This window comes from Streptacidiphilus jiangxiensis (assembly GCF_900109465.1).
GTDB classification, from domain to species: Bacteria; Actinomycetota; Actinomycetes; order Streptomycetales; family Streptomycetaceae; genus Streptacidiphilus; species Streptacidiphilus jiangxiensis.
Genome location: NZ_FOAZ01000022.1, coordinates 102315 through 121442 on the forward strand (window position 1 = coordinate 102315; position 19128 = coordinate 121442).

Sequence of the window (19128 nt, forward strand, 5' to 3'; positions counted from 1 at the left end):
AGACACTACGCCGCGGGGTGTCAGCCGCGCCGCAGCTTTTCGCGCTCAGGGTAAAGCCTTCCGGCTCCATCCGCCCGCCGTGTCCCGTTCGCCAACCGTTGGAGAAAAGTACAGCCATCCGGGTGGGCTCGGCAGCGCGCCTCATGCCATCAGTGACTGACGGCACACCACTCCCCGATTGTGTACTGCTCACACCTCCCCGAATACCCCGAACACCTCCCCACGCAATGCTTGCCGTACCCACCGAAGGAGTCACCCGCATGGAGTTCCTGCGGCCCGCCACTTGGGACGAGGCACTCGCGGCGAAGGCCGAGCACCCGTCCGCGCTGCCGATCTCCGGCGGTACGGACGTGATGGTCGAGCTCAACTTCGACCGTCACCGCCCGTCCGCCCTGTTGGACCTGAACCGGATCAGCGAGCTGACCGCGTGGGAGTCCGGCCGTTTCGAGGGCCAGGAGGGCGAGGTGATCCGGCTCGGTGCCGCGGTCCCCTACGCCCGGATCACCCGTGAGCTGAGCCGGGAGCTGCCCGGTCTCGCCCTGGCCGGCAACACCGTCGGCTCCCCGCAGATCCGCAACCGCGGCAGCGTCGGCGGCAACCTCGGCGGCGCCTCGCCCGCCGGTGACGCCCACCCCGCGCTGCTGGCCGCCGGACGTGACGTCCTGGTCGAGGCCGAGTCGGTGCGCGGCACCCGCCTGATCCCGATCGACGAGTTCTACGTCGGCGTCAAGCGCAACAGCCTGGAGCCGGACGAGCTGATCCGCGCCGTCCGCATCCCCGTGGCCGACGGCCCGCAGCAGTTCTCGAAGATCGGCACCCGCAACGCGATGGTCATCGCGGTGTGCGCCTTCGGTATCGCACTGCACCCCAAGAACGGCACGGTCGGCACCGGCATCGGCTCTGCGGCCCCGACGCCGCGCCGTGCGGTGGAGGCCGAGGAGTTCATCGCCGGCGAACTGGCCGAGCGCGGCCTGTGGGAGTCCGGCGCCCTGATCGGCCCGGCCGCGATCCAGCGCTTCGGTGAGCTGGTCACCGCCGCCGCCTCCCCGATCGACGACGTCCGCGGGACCGCCGCCTACCGCCGCCACGCGCTGGCGGTCATGGCCCGGCGGACCCTGACCTGGACCTGGAACGAGTACACGCAGTCCCTGAGGAGCGCAGCATGAGGGTGACCTTCACCGCCAACGGCCGCGAGGTCGAGGCGGACGACGTCTGGGAGGGCGAGAGCCTCCTGTTCATGCTGCGCGAGCGCCTGGGCCTGCCGGGCTCAAAGAACGCCTGCGAGCAGGGCGAGTGCGGCTCCTGCACCGTCTACCTCGACGGTGCCCCGGTCTGCTCCTGCCTGGTCGCGGCCGGCCAGGTGCAGGACCGCGAGGTCCGCACCGTCGAGGGCCTGGCCGACCCGGAGACCGGTCTGGACGACGTCCAGCAGGCCTTCGTCGACGCCGGCGCCGTGCAGTGCGGCTTCTGCACCCCCGGTCTGCTGGTGCAGTCCCACGACCTGCTGGAGCGCAACCCGCAGCCCAGCGACAACGACATCCGCGAGGCCCTCTCCGGCAACCTGTGCCGCTGCACCGGTTACGAGAAGATCATGGACGCCGTCCGCCTCGCCTCGGCCCGCAAGTGTTCGAGCTCGGAGGTGTCCCAGTGAGCCAGATCCGCACCGAGAAGAACCTCCAGAACATCACCACCGCCCACCCGGACGGTATCGGCGGCTCGCCGCTGCGCCCGGACGGCATCCTGAAGGTCAAGGGCGAGTTCGCCTACTCCTCGGACATGTGGCACGAGGACATGCTCTGGGGCATGGCGCTGCGTTCGCCGCACGCCCACGCCAAGATCCTCTCCGTGGACATCACCGAGGCCGTCAAGCACCCGGGTGTGCAGGCCGTGATGACCTACGACGACATCCCGGGCTCGAAGTTCTACGGCCTGGAGATCAAGGACCAGCCGGCGCTGGCCACCGGCAAGATCCGCTACCACGGCGAGGCCATCGCCATCGTGGCCGCGGACCACCCGGAGACGGCCCGACGCGCGCTCGCCAAGATCAAGGTCGAGTACGAGCTGCTGCCGACGATCACCACCGAGGAGCAGTGCCTCGACCCGGAGACCCACGGGTACGTGCACGAGCCCTCGGAGTACAAGGGCCACGCCTCCGGCAACATCGTCCACTCGCAGAAGGTGATCTCCGGCCTCGGCGTCACCGACGAGGTGCGCGCGCTCGCCGACGTCGTCATCAAGGGCGACTACGTGGTCGGCATGCAGGACCAGGCCTTCCTCGGCCCGGAGTCCGGCATGGCGGTGCCCGCCGAGGACGGCGGCATCGACCTCTACATCGCCACCCAGTGGCTGCACGTGGACCGCGAGCAGATCGCGCCTGTCCTCGGCCTGCCGGAGAACAAGGTGCGCCTCACCCTCGCGGGTGTCGGCGGCGCCTTCGGTGGCCGCGAGGACCTGTCGATGCAGATCCACGCCTGCCTGCTGGCCCAGCGCACCGGCAAGCCCGTCAAGATCGTGTACTCCCGCGAGGAGTCCTTCTTCGGGCACGTGCACCGCCACCCGGCCAAGCTGACCTACGAGACCGGCGCCACCCGCGACGGCAAGCTGGTCTACTGCGACGCCCGCATCGTGCTGGACGGCGGCGCCTACGCCTCCGCCTCCCCCGCGGTCGTCGGCAACGCGGCCTCGCTGGGCATGGGCCCGTACGAGATCCCGAACGTCAACATGCTGGCGGTCGCCCTCTACTCCAACAACCCGTCCTGCGGCGCGATGCGCGGCTTCGGCGCGGTCCAGGCCTGCTTCGCCTACGAGGCGCAGATGGACAAGCTGGCCGCCGCGCTGGACATCGACCCGGTGGAGCTGCGTCAGCTCAACGCCGTGGAGCAGGGCTCGATCATGCCGACCGGCCAGGAGATCGACTCCCCGGCCCCGGTCGCCGAGCTGCTGCGCCGCGTCAAGGCGCTGCCGCTGCCGCCGGCCCTGGACACCACGCACCTCGATGTCCGTGACATCCCGGGCGCGCTGTCCAACACCTCGCACGGCGAGGGCATCGTGCGCGGCGTCGGCTACGCGGTCGGCATCAAGAACGTCGGCTTCTCCGAGGGCTTCGACGACTACTCCACCGCCCGGGTGCGCCTGGAGGTCATCGGCGGCGAGCCGGTCGCCATGGTGCACACGGCCATGGCCGAGGTCGGCCAGGGCGGCGTCACCGTCCACGGCCAGATCGCCCGCACCGAGCTCGGCGTCGAGCGGGTCACCATCCACCCCGCCAACACCGAGGTGGGCTCGGCCGGTTCGACCTCCGCCTCGCGCCAGACCTACATGACCGGCGGCGCCGTCAAGCTCGCGGCCGAGGCTGTGCGCAACGAGCTGCTGGCCCTGGGCCGCAAGCGCTACGGCTGGGACTACAACGACCTGTCGCTGGTCGGCGGCAAGGTGGTCTCCGCCTCCGCCGGCGCGCTGGTGCCGATCGCGGACCTGCTCGGCGACAGCGCCATCGACCTGACCCGCGAGCACCACCACCGCCCGACCGTCCCCTTCGACAAGGAGACCGGGCAGGGCTTCGGCCACGTCCAGTACACCTTCTGCGCCCACCGCGCCGTGGTGGACGTGGACGTGGAGCTGGGCCTGGTCAAGGTCGTCGAGCTGGCCGCCGCCCAGGACGTGGGCAAGGCGCTCAACCCGCTCTCCGTGGTCGGCCAGATCCAGGGTGGCTCCACCCAGGGCCTGGGCCTCGCGGTCATGGAGGAGATCGTCGTCAAGGACGGCAAGGTCAGGAACCCGTCCTTCACCGACTACCTCATCCCCACCATCCTGGACACCCCGCCGCAGCCGGTGGACGTCCTCGAACTCGCCGACGAGCACGCCCCGTACGGGCTGCGCGGTGTCGGCGAGGCACCCACCCTCTCGTCGACGCCGGCGGTCGTGGCAGCGATCCGCCAGGCCACGGGTCTCGCACTGAACCGGGTCCCGGTTCGCCCCGAGCACCTGACCGGCACCGGCGAGTAGGGGCCACCCGAACCACCCCGGGGCGAGGCACTCCATGTCAGGTCTTCCCGCGCCCCGCCCCGGGGTCGCACCACCGCACCACCGCACCACCGCACGCACCGCAGAGAAAGCAAACGATGGACCCCGCACCATCCGGCACGACGCCTTCGCCGAGGCCAGTGAACCCCGGAAGCACCTGCAGAAAAGCGCGCCGCACCGTCCCCTGTTCCCCCGCCTAGAGGGTCACCCAGGCCGGCCGCTCCACCCCAAACCCCTTCGAAACTTGGGAGTGGAACCGTGACCCAGACATCCACGGAACCCAGCCTCAACTCCGACGACCCCAACAGAGGGTCGACGCCGAAGCCGAAGAACGTGATCGACGCCTTCTTCAAGATCTCCGCCCGAGGGTCCACCCTCGGTGGCGAGGTCCGAGGTGGTCTCACCACCTTCATGGCGATGGCGTACATCCTGCTGCTGAACCCGATCATCCTGTCCGTACCGGACGTGAACGGGGCCCACCTCAGCCACGCGCAGGTCACCACCGCCACCGCCCTGGCAGCGGCGATCACCACCATCCTGCTCGGCGTCGTCGGCAACGCGCCGCTCGCCGCGGCCGCCGGTCTGAGCGTCTCCAACACCCTCGCAGCGGTGATGGTGCCTCATATCAGCTGGCCCCAGGCCATGGGCCTCTGTGTCATCTACGGCGCCGCCATCGTGCTGCTGGTCATCACCGGCCTGCGCGAAAAGATCATGAACGGCATCCCGATGGCGCTCAAGCACGCCATCACCATCGGGATCGGCCTCTTCATCGCGCTGATCGGCCTGGTCAACGCCGGCTTCGTGTCCCGCGTCCCGGACGCCGCCCACAGCGAGACCCCGCTGCAGCTCGGCGTCGGCGACAACCTGCAGGGCTGGCCGGTGCTGATCTTCTCGATCACCCTGCTGACCATCTTCATCCTGCAGACCCGCAAGGTCCCCGGCGCCATCCTCATCGGCATCGTCTTCGGCACCGTGCTCTCGCTGATCCTGCAGGCCGCGCTGAACCTGCCGGACGCGGTCTGGGGCCTGTCCGTGCCCAAGTGGCCCGGCAACCCGGTCGCCTCGCCCGACTTCGGCCTCTTCGGTCACATCGACCTGTTCGGTGCGTTCGGCAGCCACGGCATGGGCGCCCTGAGCGCCGGCTTCGCGGTCTTCGCCCTGGTGCTGGCCGGCTTCTTCGACGCCATGGCCACCATCATCGGCATCGGCACCGAGGCGGGCCTGGCCGACGAGCAGGGCCGGATGCCGGGTCTGTCCAAGGCGCTGTTCGTCGACGGCACCGGCGGCATCATCGGCGGTGTGGCGGGCGCGTCCGGCCAGACGGTCTTCATCGAGTCCGCGACCGGCGTCGGCGAGGGGGCCCGCACCGGCTTCTCCTCGGTCGTCACCGGCCTGGTCTTCGCGCTGATGCTGTTCTTCACCCCGCTGGCCGGCATGGTGCCCGGTCAGGTCGCGGCGGCCGCCCTGGTCGTCATCGGCTCGATGATGCTGGCCCAGGCCCGCCACATCGAGTGGAACGACCGCGAGGTGGCGATCCCCGCCTTCCTCACGATCGCGCTGATGCCGTTCACGTACTCGATCACCGCTGGTGTCGGTGCGGGCGTCATCGCCTACTGCGCCATCAAGGCCGGCCGTGGCCGCTGGCGCGAGCCGGGTGTGCTGATGTGGGGACTGACCGCGGTCTTCCTCGTTTACTTCGCCCTGCACCCGATCAAGCTCTGGCTCGGGATCCACTGAGCCGAGGCCGGGCCGCCCTGACCGTGAGGGCGGCCCGGCACCACCCGTTGAACCGTCTGAAGGAGCGCCACCGTGCAGGACATCGCCGAGCAGCTCACCGCCTGGCACTCCGCCGGGAGCAGCTTCGCCGTGGCCACCGTCGTCGCCGTGTCCGGGAGCGCCCCGCGCGACCCGGGCGCCGCACTGGCTGTGGACGCGGACGGCGAGGCCGTGGGCTCCGTCTCCGGCGGCTGCGTCGAGGGCGCCGTCTACGAGCTGTGCCGCGAGGCGCTGACGACCGGCGAGCCGGTGCTGCACCGCTTCGGCTACAGCGACGAGGACGCCTTCGCGGTCGGCCTCACCTGCGGCGGGATCATCGACGTCTTCGTCCAGCCGGTCCGCCCGGGCGCCGACGACGGCATGGACGCCGGCCTCGCCTACGTCCACTCCGGCACGCCCGTCGCCCTGGTGCGCTGCATCAGCGGCCCGGCGCACCTGCTCGGCGCGACGCTGGCCGTCACCGGCGACGCACACCACGGGACGCTCAACTCTCCGCTGCTGGAGGACGCCTCGGTCCGCCAGGCCCGGGCGATGCTCGACGCGGGCCGCACCGGGCAGCTGACCTTCGGGCTCGACGGCCGTCCCTGCGACCCGAACTCCGAGGAGGCCGCGGTCTTCTTCGTCGAGTCCTACACTCCGGCCCCTCGCATGATCGTCTTCGGCGCGATCGACTTCGCAGGAGCCGTCGCCCGGGTCGGCAAGTTCCTCGGCTACGACGTGACCGTCTGCGACGCCCGCCCGGTCTTCGCCACCGAGCGGCGCTTCCCGGAGGCGGACCGGGTCGTGGTCGAGTGGCCGCACCGCTACCTGGACGCGGAGGCCGCGGCCGGGCGCCTGGACGCGCGGACCGCGCTGTGCGTGCTCACCCACGACGCCAAGTTCGACATCCCGCTGCTGGAGCGGGCGCTGCGGATGCCGCTCGGGTTCGTCGGCGCGATGGGCTCGCGCCGCACCCACCTCGAGCGCCTGGACCGGCTGCGCGAGGCGGGCCTGACCGAGGTGGAGATCAACCGGCTGCGTTCGCCCATCGGCCTGGACCTCGGCGCGCGCACCCCGGAGGAGACGGCCGTCGCCGTCGCCGCCGAGATCGTCGCGCATCGACGGGGCGGCGGCTGCCTGCCGCTCTCCGCCCACGACGGCCCGATCCACCACGACCACCGCGGGCAGGTCGAGGAGCCCCGCCGGATTGCCTGACGGACCGACAGAAAGCGCTCCACCCATGATGGGTGGGGCGCTTTTGTCAATCCCCCGGGACGTCGATCTCAGTGCCATTTCACATAACTATGGTACTGACGATTCCTGTCGCTCCCCTCGAAGGAGAGCCCATGCGCTTCGCGCGAACCCTCCCCGTGGCCCTCGCGGTCCTGAGCACCCCGCTCGTCGCGGCCGCGCCCGCCCACGCCGCCGCGCCCGTGAGCAACGGTTCCTACGTGATCACCTCGGCCCGGAGCGGACTGTGCCTCGGCACCGGCTTCGGCCAGTACGCGGCGGGCACCGAGATCACCTCGGCGGCCTGTCAGGGCCTGCTCACCCAACGGTGGCGCCTGTGGCAGACCACCGCCGCCGGCGAGACGCCCGCCCGCTACATGCTGATCGACGTCGCGACCGACCGCTGCGCCGTCGCCGCCGACGGCGCGGCGGTGACCACCGAGGACTGCGGAAGCGTCCCGCCGAGCGCGCAGTTCACACCCGTCCCGGCCGACCACGGCGCCTACACGCTCGTCGCGCAGAGCAGCGGCCGGTGCCTGACCGCCTCCGGGCAGGCCGACGGCGCGCTGCGCACGGACCGCTGCGACACCAGCGACGCGCAGCAGTTCACTCTCACCTCCGCCGAGCCGCTGCTGCTCGCCAACCCGGGCTTCGAGCAGGGCACCACCGGATGGGACTTCTCCGAGCACACCGGCGTCGGCCGCAACAACCCGCACACCGGCACCCACCTGGGCTACCTCGACGCGGGCACCGGCTACAGCATCAGCCAGACCGTCACCGCGGCCACCGGCGGCTCCTACGAGCTCTCCGCATGGATCGCCACCGCGCGGCCCGGTGCGACCCTCTCCGTCAGCGTCAACGGCACGACCGAACGGACGCTGACGCTCCCCCAGCAGCCCGTCTACGCCAAGTACTCGCTGCCCGGCGTGCACCTCGCGGCCGGGGACCGGGTGACCCTCGCCGTCGGCTCCTCCCCCACCGGGTGGGTCAACGTCGACGACGCCGCGGTGGCGCCCGCTGCGCCCAACGACCCACAGGTCTCCTCCTCCGACCCGCGGCTGGTCTCGATGTTCGACTGGGCCAAGACCAAGGCGAACAGCTGGGTGCAGCAGGCCGGCGCGCCCGGCGTCATCGACATGGACGAGTGGAACCCCTCGGGCGCGAGCACCGGCACCTACGCGACCACGTACTGGGCCGGCTATCCCTTCCGCTCCGACTTCTACATCCGCGACTTCGCCCACCAGATGCTCGGCGCGCACCTGCTGGGCCTGGACGCACAGAACAAGACCATGCTGCGCGCCTTCGCCGCGTCCGCGAACGCCACCAACGGCGACTTCCCGGTCTGGTCCGTCAACTTCGACGCCAAGACCTTCGGCAGCATCGACTACGGCGGTCCGAACTCCTTCGTCCGCGAGCTGCCCGCCCCGTTCGAGCTGGTCCAGAAGACCGCCGAGGCCTACGCCTGGACCGGCGACCAGGACTACCTGAACGACCCGGTGCTCAGCCGCTACGTCGCCGACACCCTCGGCCCGTTCATCCCCCGCCAGACCGGCCCGCTGCCGGCCGGGCCGGTGCCCGTGCCACAGGCCACCAGCAACGACATCTTCGCGGGCATCGCCAGCTACGCGGAGAACGGCAGCACCACCTACGCCGAGGCCGGGGACGAGCTCGCCTCCCAGTACCAGGCCTACCTCGGCGCCGCGGGGCTGGCCCGGGCCAAGGGCGAGAAGGCGCAGGCGGCCGTGTACGCGAAGGACGCGACGACACTCAAGGCCTGGTTCAACTCCACCTGGAGCGTGGACCCGAAGCACCCCGGCGCCGTCGTCCACGCCTACGACACCAGCGGCAACCCGATCAGCGACTGGGGCTACGAGACCAGCCTGCTGATGCCGATGAAGCACCTGCTGGACCCGGGCCCGCGCTTGACGAACTACCTCTCCTTCATCGACCAGCAGGACTCCGGCCCCGACCGCTCGCAGAACGAGGAGGGCTACACCTACCTCCCCGACACCTTCTTCGCCGGCCACGACGGCGCGACGGCGTGGAAGTGGATGCAGCAGATCTACGCGAGCGTGGACCAGGTCCACGCCAGCGGCCGGATGCTCAACGGCGACTACCCGGAGATCCCGTTCACCCTGCTCTCGCAGACCGTGCAGGGCCTGCTCGGTGTCCAGCCCGGCGCGAACGCCGCATCCCTGGTGACCGCCTCAGAACTGCCGGGCTCGATCGGCTGGCTCCAGGTCGCCTCGATCCCGGTCGGGGAAGGGACGGTGACGCTCCGCCAGGACGGGCAGACCCGCAGCGTGCTGACCAACACCGGTACCACCGCCCGCCACTGGCAGGCCCGCTTCGCCGGCGTGCACACCTCGATCACCGTCGACGGCAGCGCGCGACCGGCCCGCACCGTCACGGTGGACGGTGTGACGTACACCTACGCCGACGTGACGGTGGCGCCGGGCCGGACGGCGACGGTGGCGGTCAACGGGTAGGCCGCCACGCCCTCTTGTGTCTCCCCGCGTAGGGGTGCCAGGGTTCCCTCCCGTACCACCCAGTCAAGATCGACGGGAGGGAACCCCATGCGCATCACACGTGTGCTCGGCACCGCCGCCCTGCTCTGTGCCGCGCTGCTCGGTACGGGAACAGCCCGGGCCGACGCACCAGGCATCGAGACCAGCTACCAGAACCCGGTGACCGCGCTGCCACCCATCAGCGCGCCGGACACCCACCACTGCACGGTCACCGCCATGCAGAACGACTTCGGCAACACCATCTCCTCCCCCGCCTGGAGCGGCACCCTCACCCCGCCGGCCGACTGCGCCGGACCGTGGAACAAGGTCGTGCTCACCTGGTCCGGCAGCGTCCAGGGCCGGCAGTACGACCGGCTCGCGGGCGTGTGGATCGGCGGAGCCGAGGTGCTGCGCACCAGCACGCCCGAGCCGACCGCCCAGGGCATCAGCTGGTCCCTGCAGAAGGACGTCACGGAGTTCATCCCGCTGCTGCGTCAGACGCAGCCGATCGCCGTCTCGCTCGGCAACGTGGTCAACTCCACCTACACCGGCGTTTACCACATGAAGCTGACGCTCACCTACTACCAGGCCGACCACCGCCACCCGGCCGCGCACACCGCCGACCAGGTCGTGCCGCTCTCCGCCTCCACCACGGACGCGGGCTGGACCTACCTCAACCCCGGCCAGTCCTCGTCGAGGACGGTCACCCTGCCGCGCAACCTCACGCACGTCGGCATGGAGGTCTACGCCCGCGGCGGCGGTTGCGACGAGCAGTGGTTCACCTCGGCGCCCGACGACCTCGCCGGCAAGTACCCGAACTACCTCTGCGGCGGCGGCCCCTACCGCGAGGTGCAGGTCTCGGTGGACGGGCGGCCCGCAGGCATCGCGCAGCCGTACCCCGTCGTCTACTCCGGCGGGATCGTGCCGACGCTGTGGCGTCCGATCCCGGCCGTGGACCAGTTCGTCACCCAGGCCTACGGCCTGGACCTGACGCCCTTCGCCGGGCTGCTGGTCGACGGCAAGCCGCACACCTTCACCGTCACCCCCTACGGCGCGGCCGACGGCTGGACCGTCGACAGCACGCTCTTCCTCGACACCGACCACCACGCCGCCCAGACCTCCGGCGCGCTGACGAAGGACACGCTCTCGCTCAGCCCCACCGTCACCACGACCGAGACCCCCGGCGCGGGCGACCTGGTGGACGTCCGCGTCAGCGCGAACCGTGACTGGACGACGGCGGGTTGGCTGGACACGTCCTCCGGGCGGATCCGCACCACGGTGACCCAGCACGCGAGCTACCTCAACACCGACGCGATCTCCAGCGGCGGGCAGAAGCAGGTGGTGGCGCAGCGCGAGCAGGGCGCGACGGTCGTGACGACGGACCCGCAGCACGGCCGCGCGACGGCGACTCGGCACAGCTGGGACTACCCGATCACCGTCGACTCCGACGTGCCGGTCTTCACCGACGGCAACAACTACTCCCTCTCGGCCACCGTCCACCAGGGCCGCATCCTGGACGACAGCGTCCTGCAGGGCGACCACTGGCGCATCGTCGACCGGACGCACGACGTCGTCGACGCGACCGGCGTCCTGGCCCGCACCAACGGCGTCGTCACCGCCGCCGACGGCCGCGACTCCGAGCACTGGACCGGGACGACGGACACCGGCGCCTGCTTCGACCACCTGATCCGCGCCGCCCACGGCTACGTGACGCTGGACCGGGTCACCGGCTGCGGCTGAGGGTCTGCGCACGCCCCGCGTCCGCCCGCAACGTGGCGACCGACCCCGGCGCGCGCAGCGCTTACGCGGAGCGCCGCGCCAGCAGCGTCTCGGCGGCGGCCACGCCGGAGGCGGTGGTGGCGCCGTGGGTGACGATGTGCACCGCTCCCGGGCGCTTCGCGCCCGGGAGGCCCATCTCCACCACGATGGCGTCCGGGCGGGCGCGGACCAGTTCGTCCAGGGCGGCACCCATCCACGGCAGGCGCGAGGCGTCCCGCACGACCACGACGAGCGGACGCCCGACGGAGGGCTTCAGCACCAGCTCGTCCAGGACCGGCCCGCCGGAGGCGAGTTGACCCTCACCGACGCGGACGAAGGTGGTCCCGGGCATCCGTTCGCGCAGCGGCGTGGCGACGCCCCAGGGCGTCTCCTTGCCGATGGCCAGGTTGGTGGTCGGCACCAGCTCGACCACGTGCGGCGCGGCGGCGATCGGCAGCACGTCGTCGGCCGGGCCGCTGAGACGGATCGCCCGGCGGGCGGCCGCGAAGCCGATGTCGCCGCGGATCGTGTCGGTCGGCACGGTGCGGCCGAGGCGGGTGGACCACGCGGCGAAGGCGCGGACCCGCCCGGACGCCTCGCGCAGCCGCTCCTCGCTCAGCCCACCCGCCGCCACGGCGTCCAGCAGGGCGCCGGACAGCAGCTCGACGAAGGCCTCGTCGGCCCGCTCGCCGCCGGTGCAGACGGCGTCGCAGCCCGCGATGATCGCGCCGGCGGCGGCGCCGCCGAGTCCGTAGCGGTCGGCGACGGCACCCATCTCGATGGCGTCGGTGACCACCATCCCGTCGAAGCCGAGTTCGCCGCGGAGCAGGTCTCCGATGATGGCGCGGCTGAGCGTGGCCGGGTGCTCCCGGTCGTAGGCGGGGACGAGCAGGTGACCGGTCATCACCACCCGCACGCCCGCCTCCATGGCGGCGCGGAACGGCGGGAGCGCGGTGGCGGCGATCTCCTCGATGCTCGCGTCGTAGCTGGGCAGTCCGTGGTGGGAGTCGACGGCGGTGTCGCCGTGGCCGGGGAAGTGCTTGGCGCAGGCGGCCACACCGGCGTCCTGCAGCCCGCGGATCCAGGCGGCGGTGTGCCGGGCGACCAGGTCGGGGGCGGCGCCGAAGGAGCGGACGCCGATGACGGGGTTGCTCGGGTTGGAGTTGACGTCGGCACTCGGCGCGTAGTCGAGGCTCACCCCGGCGGCGTGCAGCTCACGTCCGATGTCACGGGCGACGGACTCGGTGAGTTCGACGTCGTCGACGGCGCCGAGGGCGAAGTTGCCCGGCCGGGTGGAGCCGGTCCACGACTCCAGGCGGGTCACGTCACCCGCCTCCTCGTCGATCGCGATGACCAGTTCCGGGTTCTCGGCACGCAGTTGGCCGGCGAGCCGAGCCACCTGCTCCGGCGTGGAGATGTTCCGACCGAACAGCACGACCGACGACAGCCCGCCGGCGATGGCGCGCAGCAGCCAGTCCGGCGCCTCGGTGCCGACGAACCCGGGCTGGAGCACGGAGAGCACGAGACGCCGCAGCTCGGGGCTGGTCTTCGGCTGGCTGCTGGGACTCATCGTCAGGCCCTCCCCCGGATGCACGCGGACAGCGTCGCGCACACCCTTCGACTTGGTACGGACCAATGGATATTGGCGTAGACCAATCGAGAGTGTCAAGGGGAGCCGCACACCCGGATCACTGCCGCGACCTGGCTGTTTGGGGGCGCCGTTCGGGGAGCGGGTGGTCAGACCGTGAGGGCCAGCAGGACCGGCGCGGCCTTGGCCGCCATGGTCTCCGCCGTCTCCTTCAGGCGGTAGGCCTCCTCGACCGGGAGGGAGAAGGCGAGGCAGCCCACCGTCGTGCCGGCCGTGACGGGGACGGCGGCGCAGACCGTGCCGATGGCGTACTCCTGCAGGTCGAGCATCGGCACGGTGGTCGGGTGCCGGTCCAGGCGCTGGAGCAGGGCACCGGTGTCGATGTTGGTCCGGGAGGTGAACCGCGCGGCCGGGTGGCGCGAGAGGTGGTCACGGCGGCTGTCGTGGTCGAGCTGCGCGAGCAGGCACTTGCCGATCGCGCTCGCGTGGCCGGTGGCCCGGAAGTCCACCCACTCGTGGACGCTCGGCGTCATCGGCCCGTCGACCACGGCCTGGACGCTCACCTCGCCGTCCGCGTAGCGGCTGAAGTAGACCGCCGCGCCGAGCTCGTCGCGCAGCGAGGTCATCTTGGCGACCAGCCTCGACTGCACCAACTGCTCACGGTTGGCCTGCCCGAGCATGGCGAAGGCGCCTCCGAGGACGTACCCGCCGTCCTCGAGGCGCTCCAGGTAGCCCTCGCGGACCAACGAGCGCAGCAGGCGCCGGGCGTGGTCCGTCGGGAGCTGGACCTCCTCGGCCAGCTCGTCCGCCCTGGCGCCGAAGCCGCGTCGGTCGACGGCCTCCAGCAGTCTCAGGGCGCGTTCCACGGAGCTCCGGGGGTTCTGGTTCCGCGCAGCCATGCTCACCAGACTAGCCGTCAGCGAGCCTGGCGAGCATGGGTTACGCAGTGTTCGAGCGGCGTGCGGACACGCCCTCACCGTGGTGTCAGGACGGCTGCACGGCCAGCTTGAGCACGCAGAACACCGCTCCCCACGGGTCCTGGATGCCCGCCATCCGCCCCGGCGGAATATCCATCGGCGGGACGACGACGGTGGCCCCGCGCTTGACGGCGGCGTCGACGGTGGCGTCGGTGTCGTCGACGCAGAACCACGTCATCCAGTGCGGCGGCACCTCGGCCGGGAAGTTGCTCCCCATGTCCTGCAGCCCGCCGACGGTCTTGCCGCCGACCTCGAGGCCGAAGTAGCCGGGCATCTGGTCCATCGCCACGGCCTTGACGCCCATCGCGGCGTCGTAGAAGGCGGCGGCAGCCGGCACGTCACGGGTGTTGCACTCGTTCCAGCACAGCGAGCCGGGCTCGTTGACCGCCACGGCGCCGAAGAACTCCTTGTGGCCCCAGACCCCGAAGACCGCGCCGGTCGGGTCCGCGGCGACGAGCATCCGGCCGAGGTTGCCGACGTCCATCGGCTCGAACATGACGGTGCCGTGCGCGTCCTTGATCCGCTTCGAGGTCGCGTCGGCGTCGTCGCTCGCCAGGTAGGTGGTCCACACGTGCGGGGGTTCCGGCATCCCCTCCGGGGCCATCGCCGGGCCGATGCCGCAGACGGGGCGGCCGCCCAGCTCCATGACGGCGTAGCCGCCGAACTCCGCCGGGCCGGGCTCGCCCGCCCAGCCGAAGACGTCCTTGTAGAAGTCGAGCGCCGCCTGCTGGTCCTTCGCCATCAGGTCCACCCAACACGGGGTTCCCGGCGCATAGGGCTTGGTCGTCGTGGACATGCCTCTCCTCCGAAGCAGTGACCCCCCTGTCGCGGCTCACTCTTCTACCAACGCACGCGCGCCGCCACCGGAACCGGTGACGGCGCGCGCAGAGGGTGACCGCAGCCCAGAAGGGATCAGCCCTCGTCGTTGTTGCGGATGGCTGTGCTTTCGGCGCCGCTCCGCCTCGGCTCCGCTACGGGCGGGCGCCCCTTCCCCACACGGCGGAGCCGCATGACGCCCTCGCCTCGGTCGGGACCCCCACCCTTCACTCCGCCTCGGCTCGCAGCGCGATGACCGCAGCCTCGAGGCGGCGGCCGTAGTCCGCGTCGGCGGCGTGGAAGAACGGCAGGACCCGCTCGACCACGTCGTCGCGGCTGACCGAGCCGATGGAGCCGGCCAGGTTGGCGATCAGACGCTCCTGCTCGGACTCCGACATGAGGCGGAAGAGCTCACCGGCCTGGAAGAAGTCGTCGTCCTTGGCGTGCTGGGCGGCGCTGTGCGTGCCGGTCCAGCCGGCGACGGCGGTCGGCGCGGCCAGCGGCGCGTCGGTCTGGCGCGGGCCGTCGTACGAGTTGGGCTCGTAGTTCTTGGCCCGGCCACCGGCGTTGACGGCGCTGTAGCCGTCGCGGCCGTAGTTGTTCGCCTCGGTGGCCTTCGGCGCGTTGATCGCCAGCTGGGTGTGGTTGACGCCCAGGCGGTAGCGGTGCGCGTCGGCGTAGGCGAACAGACGGCCCTGGAGCATCTTGTCCGGGGAGGCGCCGATGCCGGGCACGAAGTTGTTCGGCGAGAACGCGGCCTGCTCGACCTCGGCGAAGACGTTGTCGGGGTTCCGGTTGAGCACCAGGCGACCGACGCGCTGCAGCGGGTAGTCCGCGTGCGGCCAGACCTTGGTCAGGTCGAACGGGTTGAACTTGTAGTCGGGCGCGTCGGCGACCGGCATCAGCTGCACGTAGACGGTCCAGCTCGGGAAGATCCCGCGCTCGATGGCCTGGTGCAGGTCGCGCTGGTGGCTGTCCGGGTCCTGGCCGGCGAGCTCGGCGGCCTGACCGGCGTCCAGGCAGCGGATGCCCTGGTTCGTCTTGAAGTGGTACTTCACCCAGTAGGCGGAACCGTCCTCGGCGACCCACTGGTAGGTGTGGGAGCCGTAGCCGTTCATGTGACGGTAGGAGGCCGGGATGCCGCGGTCACCGAAGAGCCAGGTGATCTGGTGCAGCGACTCGGGCGAGTAGGACCAGTAGTCCCACACGTTGTCGGCCTCGCCCATGCCCGTGAACGGGTCACGCTTCTGCGAGTGGATGAAGTCCGGGAACTTGATCGGGTCCTTGATGAAGAACACCGGGGTGTTGTTGCCGACGAGGTCGTAGTTGCCCTCTTCGGTGTAGAACTTCAGCGCGAAACCGCGGGGGTCGCGCACCGCGTCGGCCGCACCGAGGTTGCCGGCCACGGTCGAGAAACGCAGGAACACGTCCGTGCGCTTGCCGACGGTGTTCAGGAACGCCGCCCGGGTGAAGCCGGTGACGTCGTCGGTGACCTCGAAGTAGCCGTGCGCGCCGGAGCCACGGGCGTGCACGATGCGCTCCGGGATGCGCTCCCGGTTGAACCGGGCCAGCTTCTCGATCAGCTGCTGGTCCTGGATCAGCACCGGGCCGCCGATGCCGGCCTGGGCGGAGTTCTGGTTGTCGGCGACGGGCGCGCCGGACTCGGTGGTCAGGATTTTCGACATGGAGGTACCTCGGAACGGAGTCAAAGGGTGACGAGAAGGGTGCGTTGCACTCCCCCAGGGGCGCGAGGCTCTGCTGATGTGCGGCTCCGCCGCGTGGGCGCGAGCAGCCACCCACGAGGTGGCAGGCCGAGCCCGCAGAACCATCCGCACCCCAGTGGTGGTTAAACGGCAGCTGCTGGGAGGAAAGCCGTCGGCGGGCGTCAGACTCCCAGCAGCCGCCAGATCGCGGCCCGGCGGCGGGAGGTCTCCGCGCCGTCGGGGGTGTCGGCCGGCTGGAGCGCGGCCTCGGCGGCACGGACGGCCGGGGCGTCGGCCAGCGGGCGGGCGCCGGCGAGCGTGCGGGCCTCACCGACCGTCAGGCCGGCCTCGGTGAGGGCCTGCTCGGCCTCGACCGTCGGGACCAGGTTGAGCCAGCGCAGCGCGTGCGCGGCGCGGCCCGCCTCGGTGAGGCGGCCGGTGAGCCGCAGCCGGGCGATGCCGCCGTCCGGGTAGACGTCCAGACGGGCCGCGGTGACCGGCTCGCTCGGGGTGACCCGGTAGCGGTGGCGGGTGTCGGGCTGAAGCCGCGTGCGCGGCAGCAGCTCGATCCACTCGCCGGTGGCGGCGGAGCGACCGGACACGGAGGCCCAGCCGGGGCAGTTCGCGACGAAGTGCGTGGTGTCGATCTCGACGGCCAGCACCTCGCCCTCGCCGACCAGGTCGAGCTCGACCCAGTCGTTGTCCTTGTTGCGGCGGCGCCGCGTCTCCCAGCCCTCACCCATCACGGCCGCCCGGCCCAGGGAGTTGAGGTTGTGCGGGGAGGAGAAGTACCGGTCGGAAGCCCCGGTGGCGACGCCGCCGAACTCCTGGGCGGCCAGATCGAAGGTGAGCCCGTCCAGGTCGCGCGGGTCGGCGACGACCTCGCCGTGCACGCGCAGCCGGGCGACACCACCGTCGGGCCATATGTTGAGCCGTACGTGGGTGAACCGCTGCTCGACGTCGACGGCGAACTCGTGCGCGGTGTCGCCCTTGAGCGCGGTGCGCGGCACGAGCTCGGTCCACTCGGCGGCCTCGACCTCCTCCGGGGAGGGGTTGCCGGGGACGGACGCGGCCTCGACCGAGCCGGTCTCCGGGTAGTTGCCGGTGAAGTGCGCGGTGTCGACGATCACGCCCCGGATCACGCCGGGCACGCCCAGGCGCACGACGGCCCAGTCGTGGTCGTCGTCGGTCGGGTGCGGCTCCTCGGCGCCCGCGCCGCGACGGCGGCGGGTCTCCCAGCCGTCCATGATCTGGCCCTTGTGCCCGAAGGTGTGGGGCCGGAACTCGGCGGGCTTGGCGACGAGCAGGTTCTCCTTCTCGGCGAACAGCTCGTCGTTGGCGGCGATCACGCCCGCGCCCAGCGACCGGGCGGCGAGGTTGACCAACTCGGTGAAGGCGGCGGGCTTCTGGGTGTCGGTCACTTCTCTCCTCGGGTCAGCAGTCGGCCGGTCGGGGTGCCGTTCACGTCCACCGGCTCACCGCGGAGCCAGGTGGTGTGCACGACGCCGGACAGCGAGCGGCCTGCGTAAGGGGTCACGGGGTGGCGGTGGTGCAGCCCGGCCGGGTCCACGGTGAACGCGGCGTCCGGGTCGAAGGCCACCAGGTCGGCGTCCATGCCGGGGGCGATGGCGCCCTTGGTCGAAAGGCCCACGAGCGCGGCCGGTCCGGCGGACATCCAGCGGACGACGTCCTCGATGCTGTGGCCGCGGTGGCGCGCCTCGGTCCAGATGGCCGGCAGGCCGAGCTGCAGGGAGGCGATGCCGCCCCAGGCGGCGGCGAAGTCGCCGTCGCCGCCGAGGCTCGGCAGGTGCTTGAGCTCGGGGGTGGAAGGCGAGTGGTCGGAGACGACGCCGATGAACTCGCCTGCGGCGAGCGCCTCCCAGAGCAGGTCGCGGTTGGCCTCGCTGCGGATCGGCGGACAGCACTTGAAGGCGGTGTCGCCCGTCGGGACCTGCTCGGCGGCGAGGGTGAGGTAGTGGGGGCACGTCTCGGCGGTCACCTGGACACCGGCGGCGCGGGCCTCGCGCAGCAGCGGCAGCACGGCAGCGGAGGAGACGTGCAGGATGTGGACGCGGGCGCCGGTGCGCTGTGCGATCTCCAGCAGGGTGGAGACGGCGACGGCCTCGGCGTCGTCGGGCCGGGAGGCGAGGAAGTCCGCGTACGCGGGGCCGGGCGTCTGCGGGGCCGCGTCGAGGATCCGGGGGTCCTCGGCGTGGATGATCGACAGCGCCCCGATCCGGGCCTGCTCGGTGAGCGCCTCTTCGAGCTGCTCGCGGTTCAGGTGCGGGAACTCGTCGACGCCGGAGGGGGCGAGGAAGCTCTTGAAGCCGAAGACGCCGGCCTCGTGGAGGGGGGCGAGGTCGCCGGTGTTGCCCGGGATCGCACCGCCCCACAGGCCGGTGTCGACGAAGAGCCGGCCCTCGGCGACCTTGCGCTTGGCCTCCAGGCCGTCGACCGTGGTGGTCGGCGGGATGGAGTTGAGCGGCATGTCGACGATGGTCGTCACACCGCCGGCGGCGGCCGCGCGGGTGGCGGTGGCGAAGCCCTCCCACTCGGTGCGGCCGGGCTCGTTCACGTGGACGTGGCTGTCGACCAGGCCGGGGAGGAGAACCAGCTCACCGAGGTCGACGAGCTCGCCCTCACCGGCGCCGTAGGCCAGGACCTCGACGATCCGCCCCTCACTCACGACCACGTCGGCGGCACGCTCGCCGTCCGGCAGGACAGCACGTCGGGAACGGAACACCTTGGTCAACTCGGGCCTCCTGATCGGG

General features: G+C 71.5%; 12 protein-coding genes and 1 pseudogene. 7 read left to right on the forward strand and 6 right to left on the reverse strand.

The window, feature by feature from the left end; translation table 11 throughout:
* The first annotated feature begins 260 nt into the window (after positions 1–260).
* The 7 genes from BMY61_RS33750 (at position 261) to BMY61_RS33785 (ending at position 11255) form a co-directional block, all read left to right on the forward strand.
* The gene (locus BMY61_RS33750; protein ID WP_042452388.1) at positions 261–1166 is read left to right on the forward strand and encodes an FAD binding domain-containing protein; all 906 of its coding nucleotides are present in this window, start codon (positions 261–263) and stop codon (positions 1164–1166) included.
* Entirely contained in the window at positions 1163–1651 is a 489-nt protein-coding gene (locus BMY61_RS33755) for a (2Fe-2S)-binding protein (RefSeq protein WP_042452386.1), read from the forward strand. The genes BMY61_RS33750 and BMY61_RS33755 overlap by 4 nt, the downstream gene beginning before the upstream one ends.
* Entirely contained in the window at positions 1648–4005 is a 2358-nt protein-coding gene (gene pucD / locus BMY61_RS33760) for a xanthine dehydrogenase subunit D (protein ID WP_236656245.1), read from the forward strand. Before BMY61_RS33755 ends, pucD begins: the two co-directional genes overlap by 4 nt.
* 276 nt (positions 4006–4281) lie before the next feature.
* A complete protein-coding gene (locus BMY61_RS33765) occupies positions 4282–5760 on the forward strand; it encodes an NCS2 family permease (RefSeq protein WP_042452384.1) in 1479 nt (492 codons plus the stop codon).
* A 72-nt stretch (positions 5761–5832) separates the two neighbouring features.
* Positions 5833–6993 (forward strand): XdhC family protein, encoded by a 1161-nt coding sequence (locus BMY61_RS33770; protein WP_042452383.1) that lies wholly within the window; start codon positions 5833–5835, stop codon positions 6991–6993.
* Positions 6994–7124: 131 nt separating this feature from the next.
* Positions 7125–9497: a ricin-type beta-trefoil lectin domain protein gene (locus BMY61_RS33780; protein WP_161791297.1), complete on the forward strand. Its 2373-nt coding sequence runs from the start codon at positions 7125–7127 to the stop codon at positions 9495–9497.
* An 87-nt stretch (positions 9498–9584) separates the two neighbouring features.
* On the forward strand, positions 9585–11255 hold the full coding sequence (locus BMY61_RS33785; RefSeq protein WP_082015269.1) for a peptide-N4-asparagine amidase: 1671 nt from the start codon (positions 9585–9587) through the stop codon (positions 11253–11255).
* A gap of 61 nt (positions 11256–11316) precedes the next feature.
* On the opposite strand, the gene BMY61_RS33790 is transcribed toward BMY61_RS33785, so the two are convergent.
* From BMY61_RS33790 to allB, 6 genes and pseudogenes are all read right to left on the reverse strand, one after another.
* The gene (locus BMY61_RS33790) at positions 11317–12843 is read right to left on the reverse strand and encodes a glycoside hydrolase family 3 protein (RefSeq protein WP_042452380.1); all 1527 of its coding nucleotides are present in this window, start codon (positions 12841–12843) and stop codon (positions 11317–11319) included.
* A 167-nt stretch (positions 12844–13010) separates the two neighbouring features.
* Positions 13011–13766, reverse strand: a complete 756-nt coding sequence (locus tag BMY61_RS33795; RefSeq protein WP_425314724.1) for an IclR family transcriptional regulator — start codon at positions 13764–13766, stop codon at positions 13011–13013.
* A 79-nt stretch (positions 13767–13845) separates the two neighbouring features.
* Positions 13846–14634 (reverse strand): VOC family protein, encoded by a 789-nt coding sequence (locus BMY61_RS33800; protein WP_042452375.1) that lies wholly within the window; start codon positions 14632–14634, stop codon positions 13846–13848.
* Between the two features lie 247 nt (positions 14635–14881).
* A complete protein-coding gene (locus BMY61_RS33805; protein WP_042452373.1) occupies positions 14882–16339 on the reverse strand; it encodes a catalase in 1458 nt (485 codons plus the stop codon).
* 413 nt (positions 16340–16752) lie between these two features.
* Positions 16753–17778: pseudogene (gene alc / locus BMY61_RS33810) on the reverse strand (allantoicase); the annotation flags it as partial.
* Positions 17775–19109: an allantoinase AllB gene (gene allB, locus BMY61_RS33815; RefSeq protein WP_236656244.1), complete on the reverse strand. Its 1335-nt coding sequence runs from the start codon at positions 19107–19109 to the stop codon at positions 17775–17777. The pseudogene alc and the gene allB, both read right to left, overlap by 4 nt.
* Positions 19110–19128 lie beyond the last annotated feature (19 nt).

Coding starts and splice junctions, on each gene's coding strand:
- BMY61_RS33780 (WP_161791297.1), top strand. CDS start 7,125: ATGCGCTTCGCGCGAACCCTCCCCGTGGCCCTCGCGGTCCTGAGCACC.
- BMY61_RS33750 (WP_042452388.1), top strand. CDS start 261: ATGGAGTTCCTGCGGCCCGCCACTTGGGACGAGGCACTCGCGGCGAAG.
- BMY61_RS33805 (WP_042452373.1), bottom strand. CDS start 16,339: ATGTCGAAAATCCTGACCACCGAGTCCGGCGCGCCCGTCGCCGACAAC.
- BMY61_RS33785 (WP_082015269.1), top strand. CDS start 9,585: ATGCGCATCACACGTGTGCTCGGCACCGCCGCCCTGCTCTGTGCCGCG.
- BMY61_RS33800 (WP_042452375.1), bottom strand. CDS start 14,634: ATGTCCACGACGACCAAGCCCTATGCGCCGGGAACCCCGTGTTGGGTG.
- BMY61_RS33755 (WP_042452386.1), top strand. CDS start 1,163: ATGAGGGTGACCTTCACCGCCAACGGCCGCGAGGTCGAGGCGGACGAC.
- BMY61_RS33790 (WP_042452380.1), bottom strand. CDS start 12,843: ATGAGTCCCAGCAGCCAGCCGAAGACCAGCCCCGAGCTGCGGCGTCTC.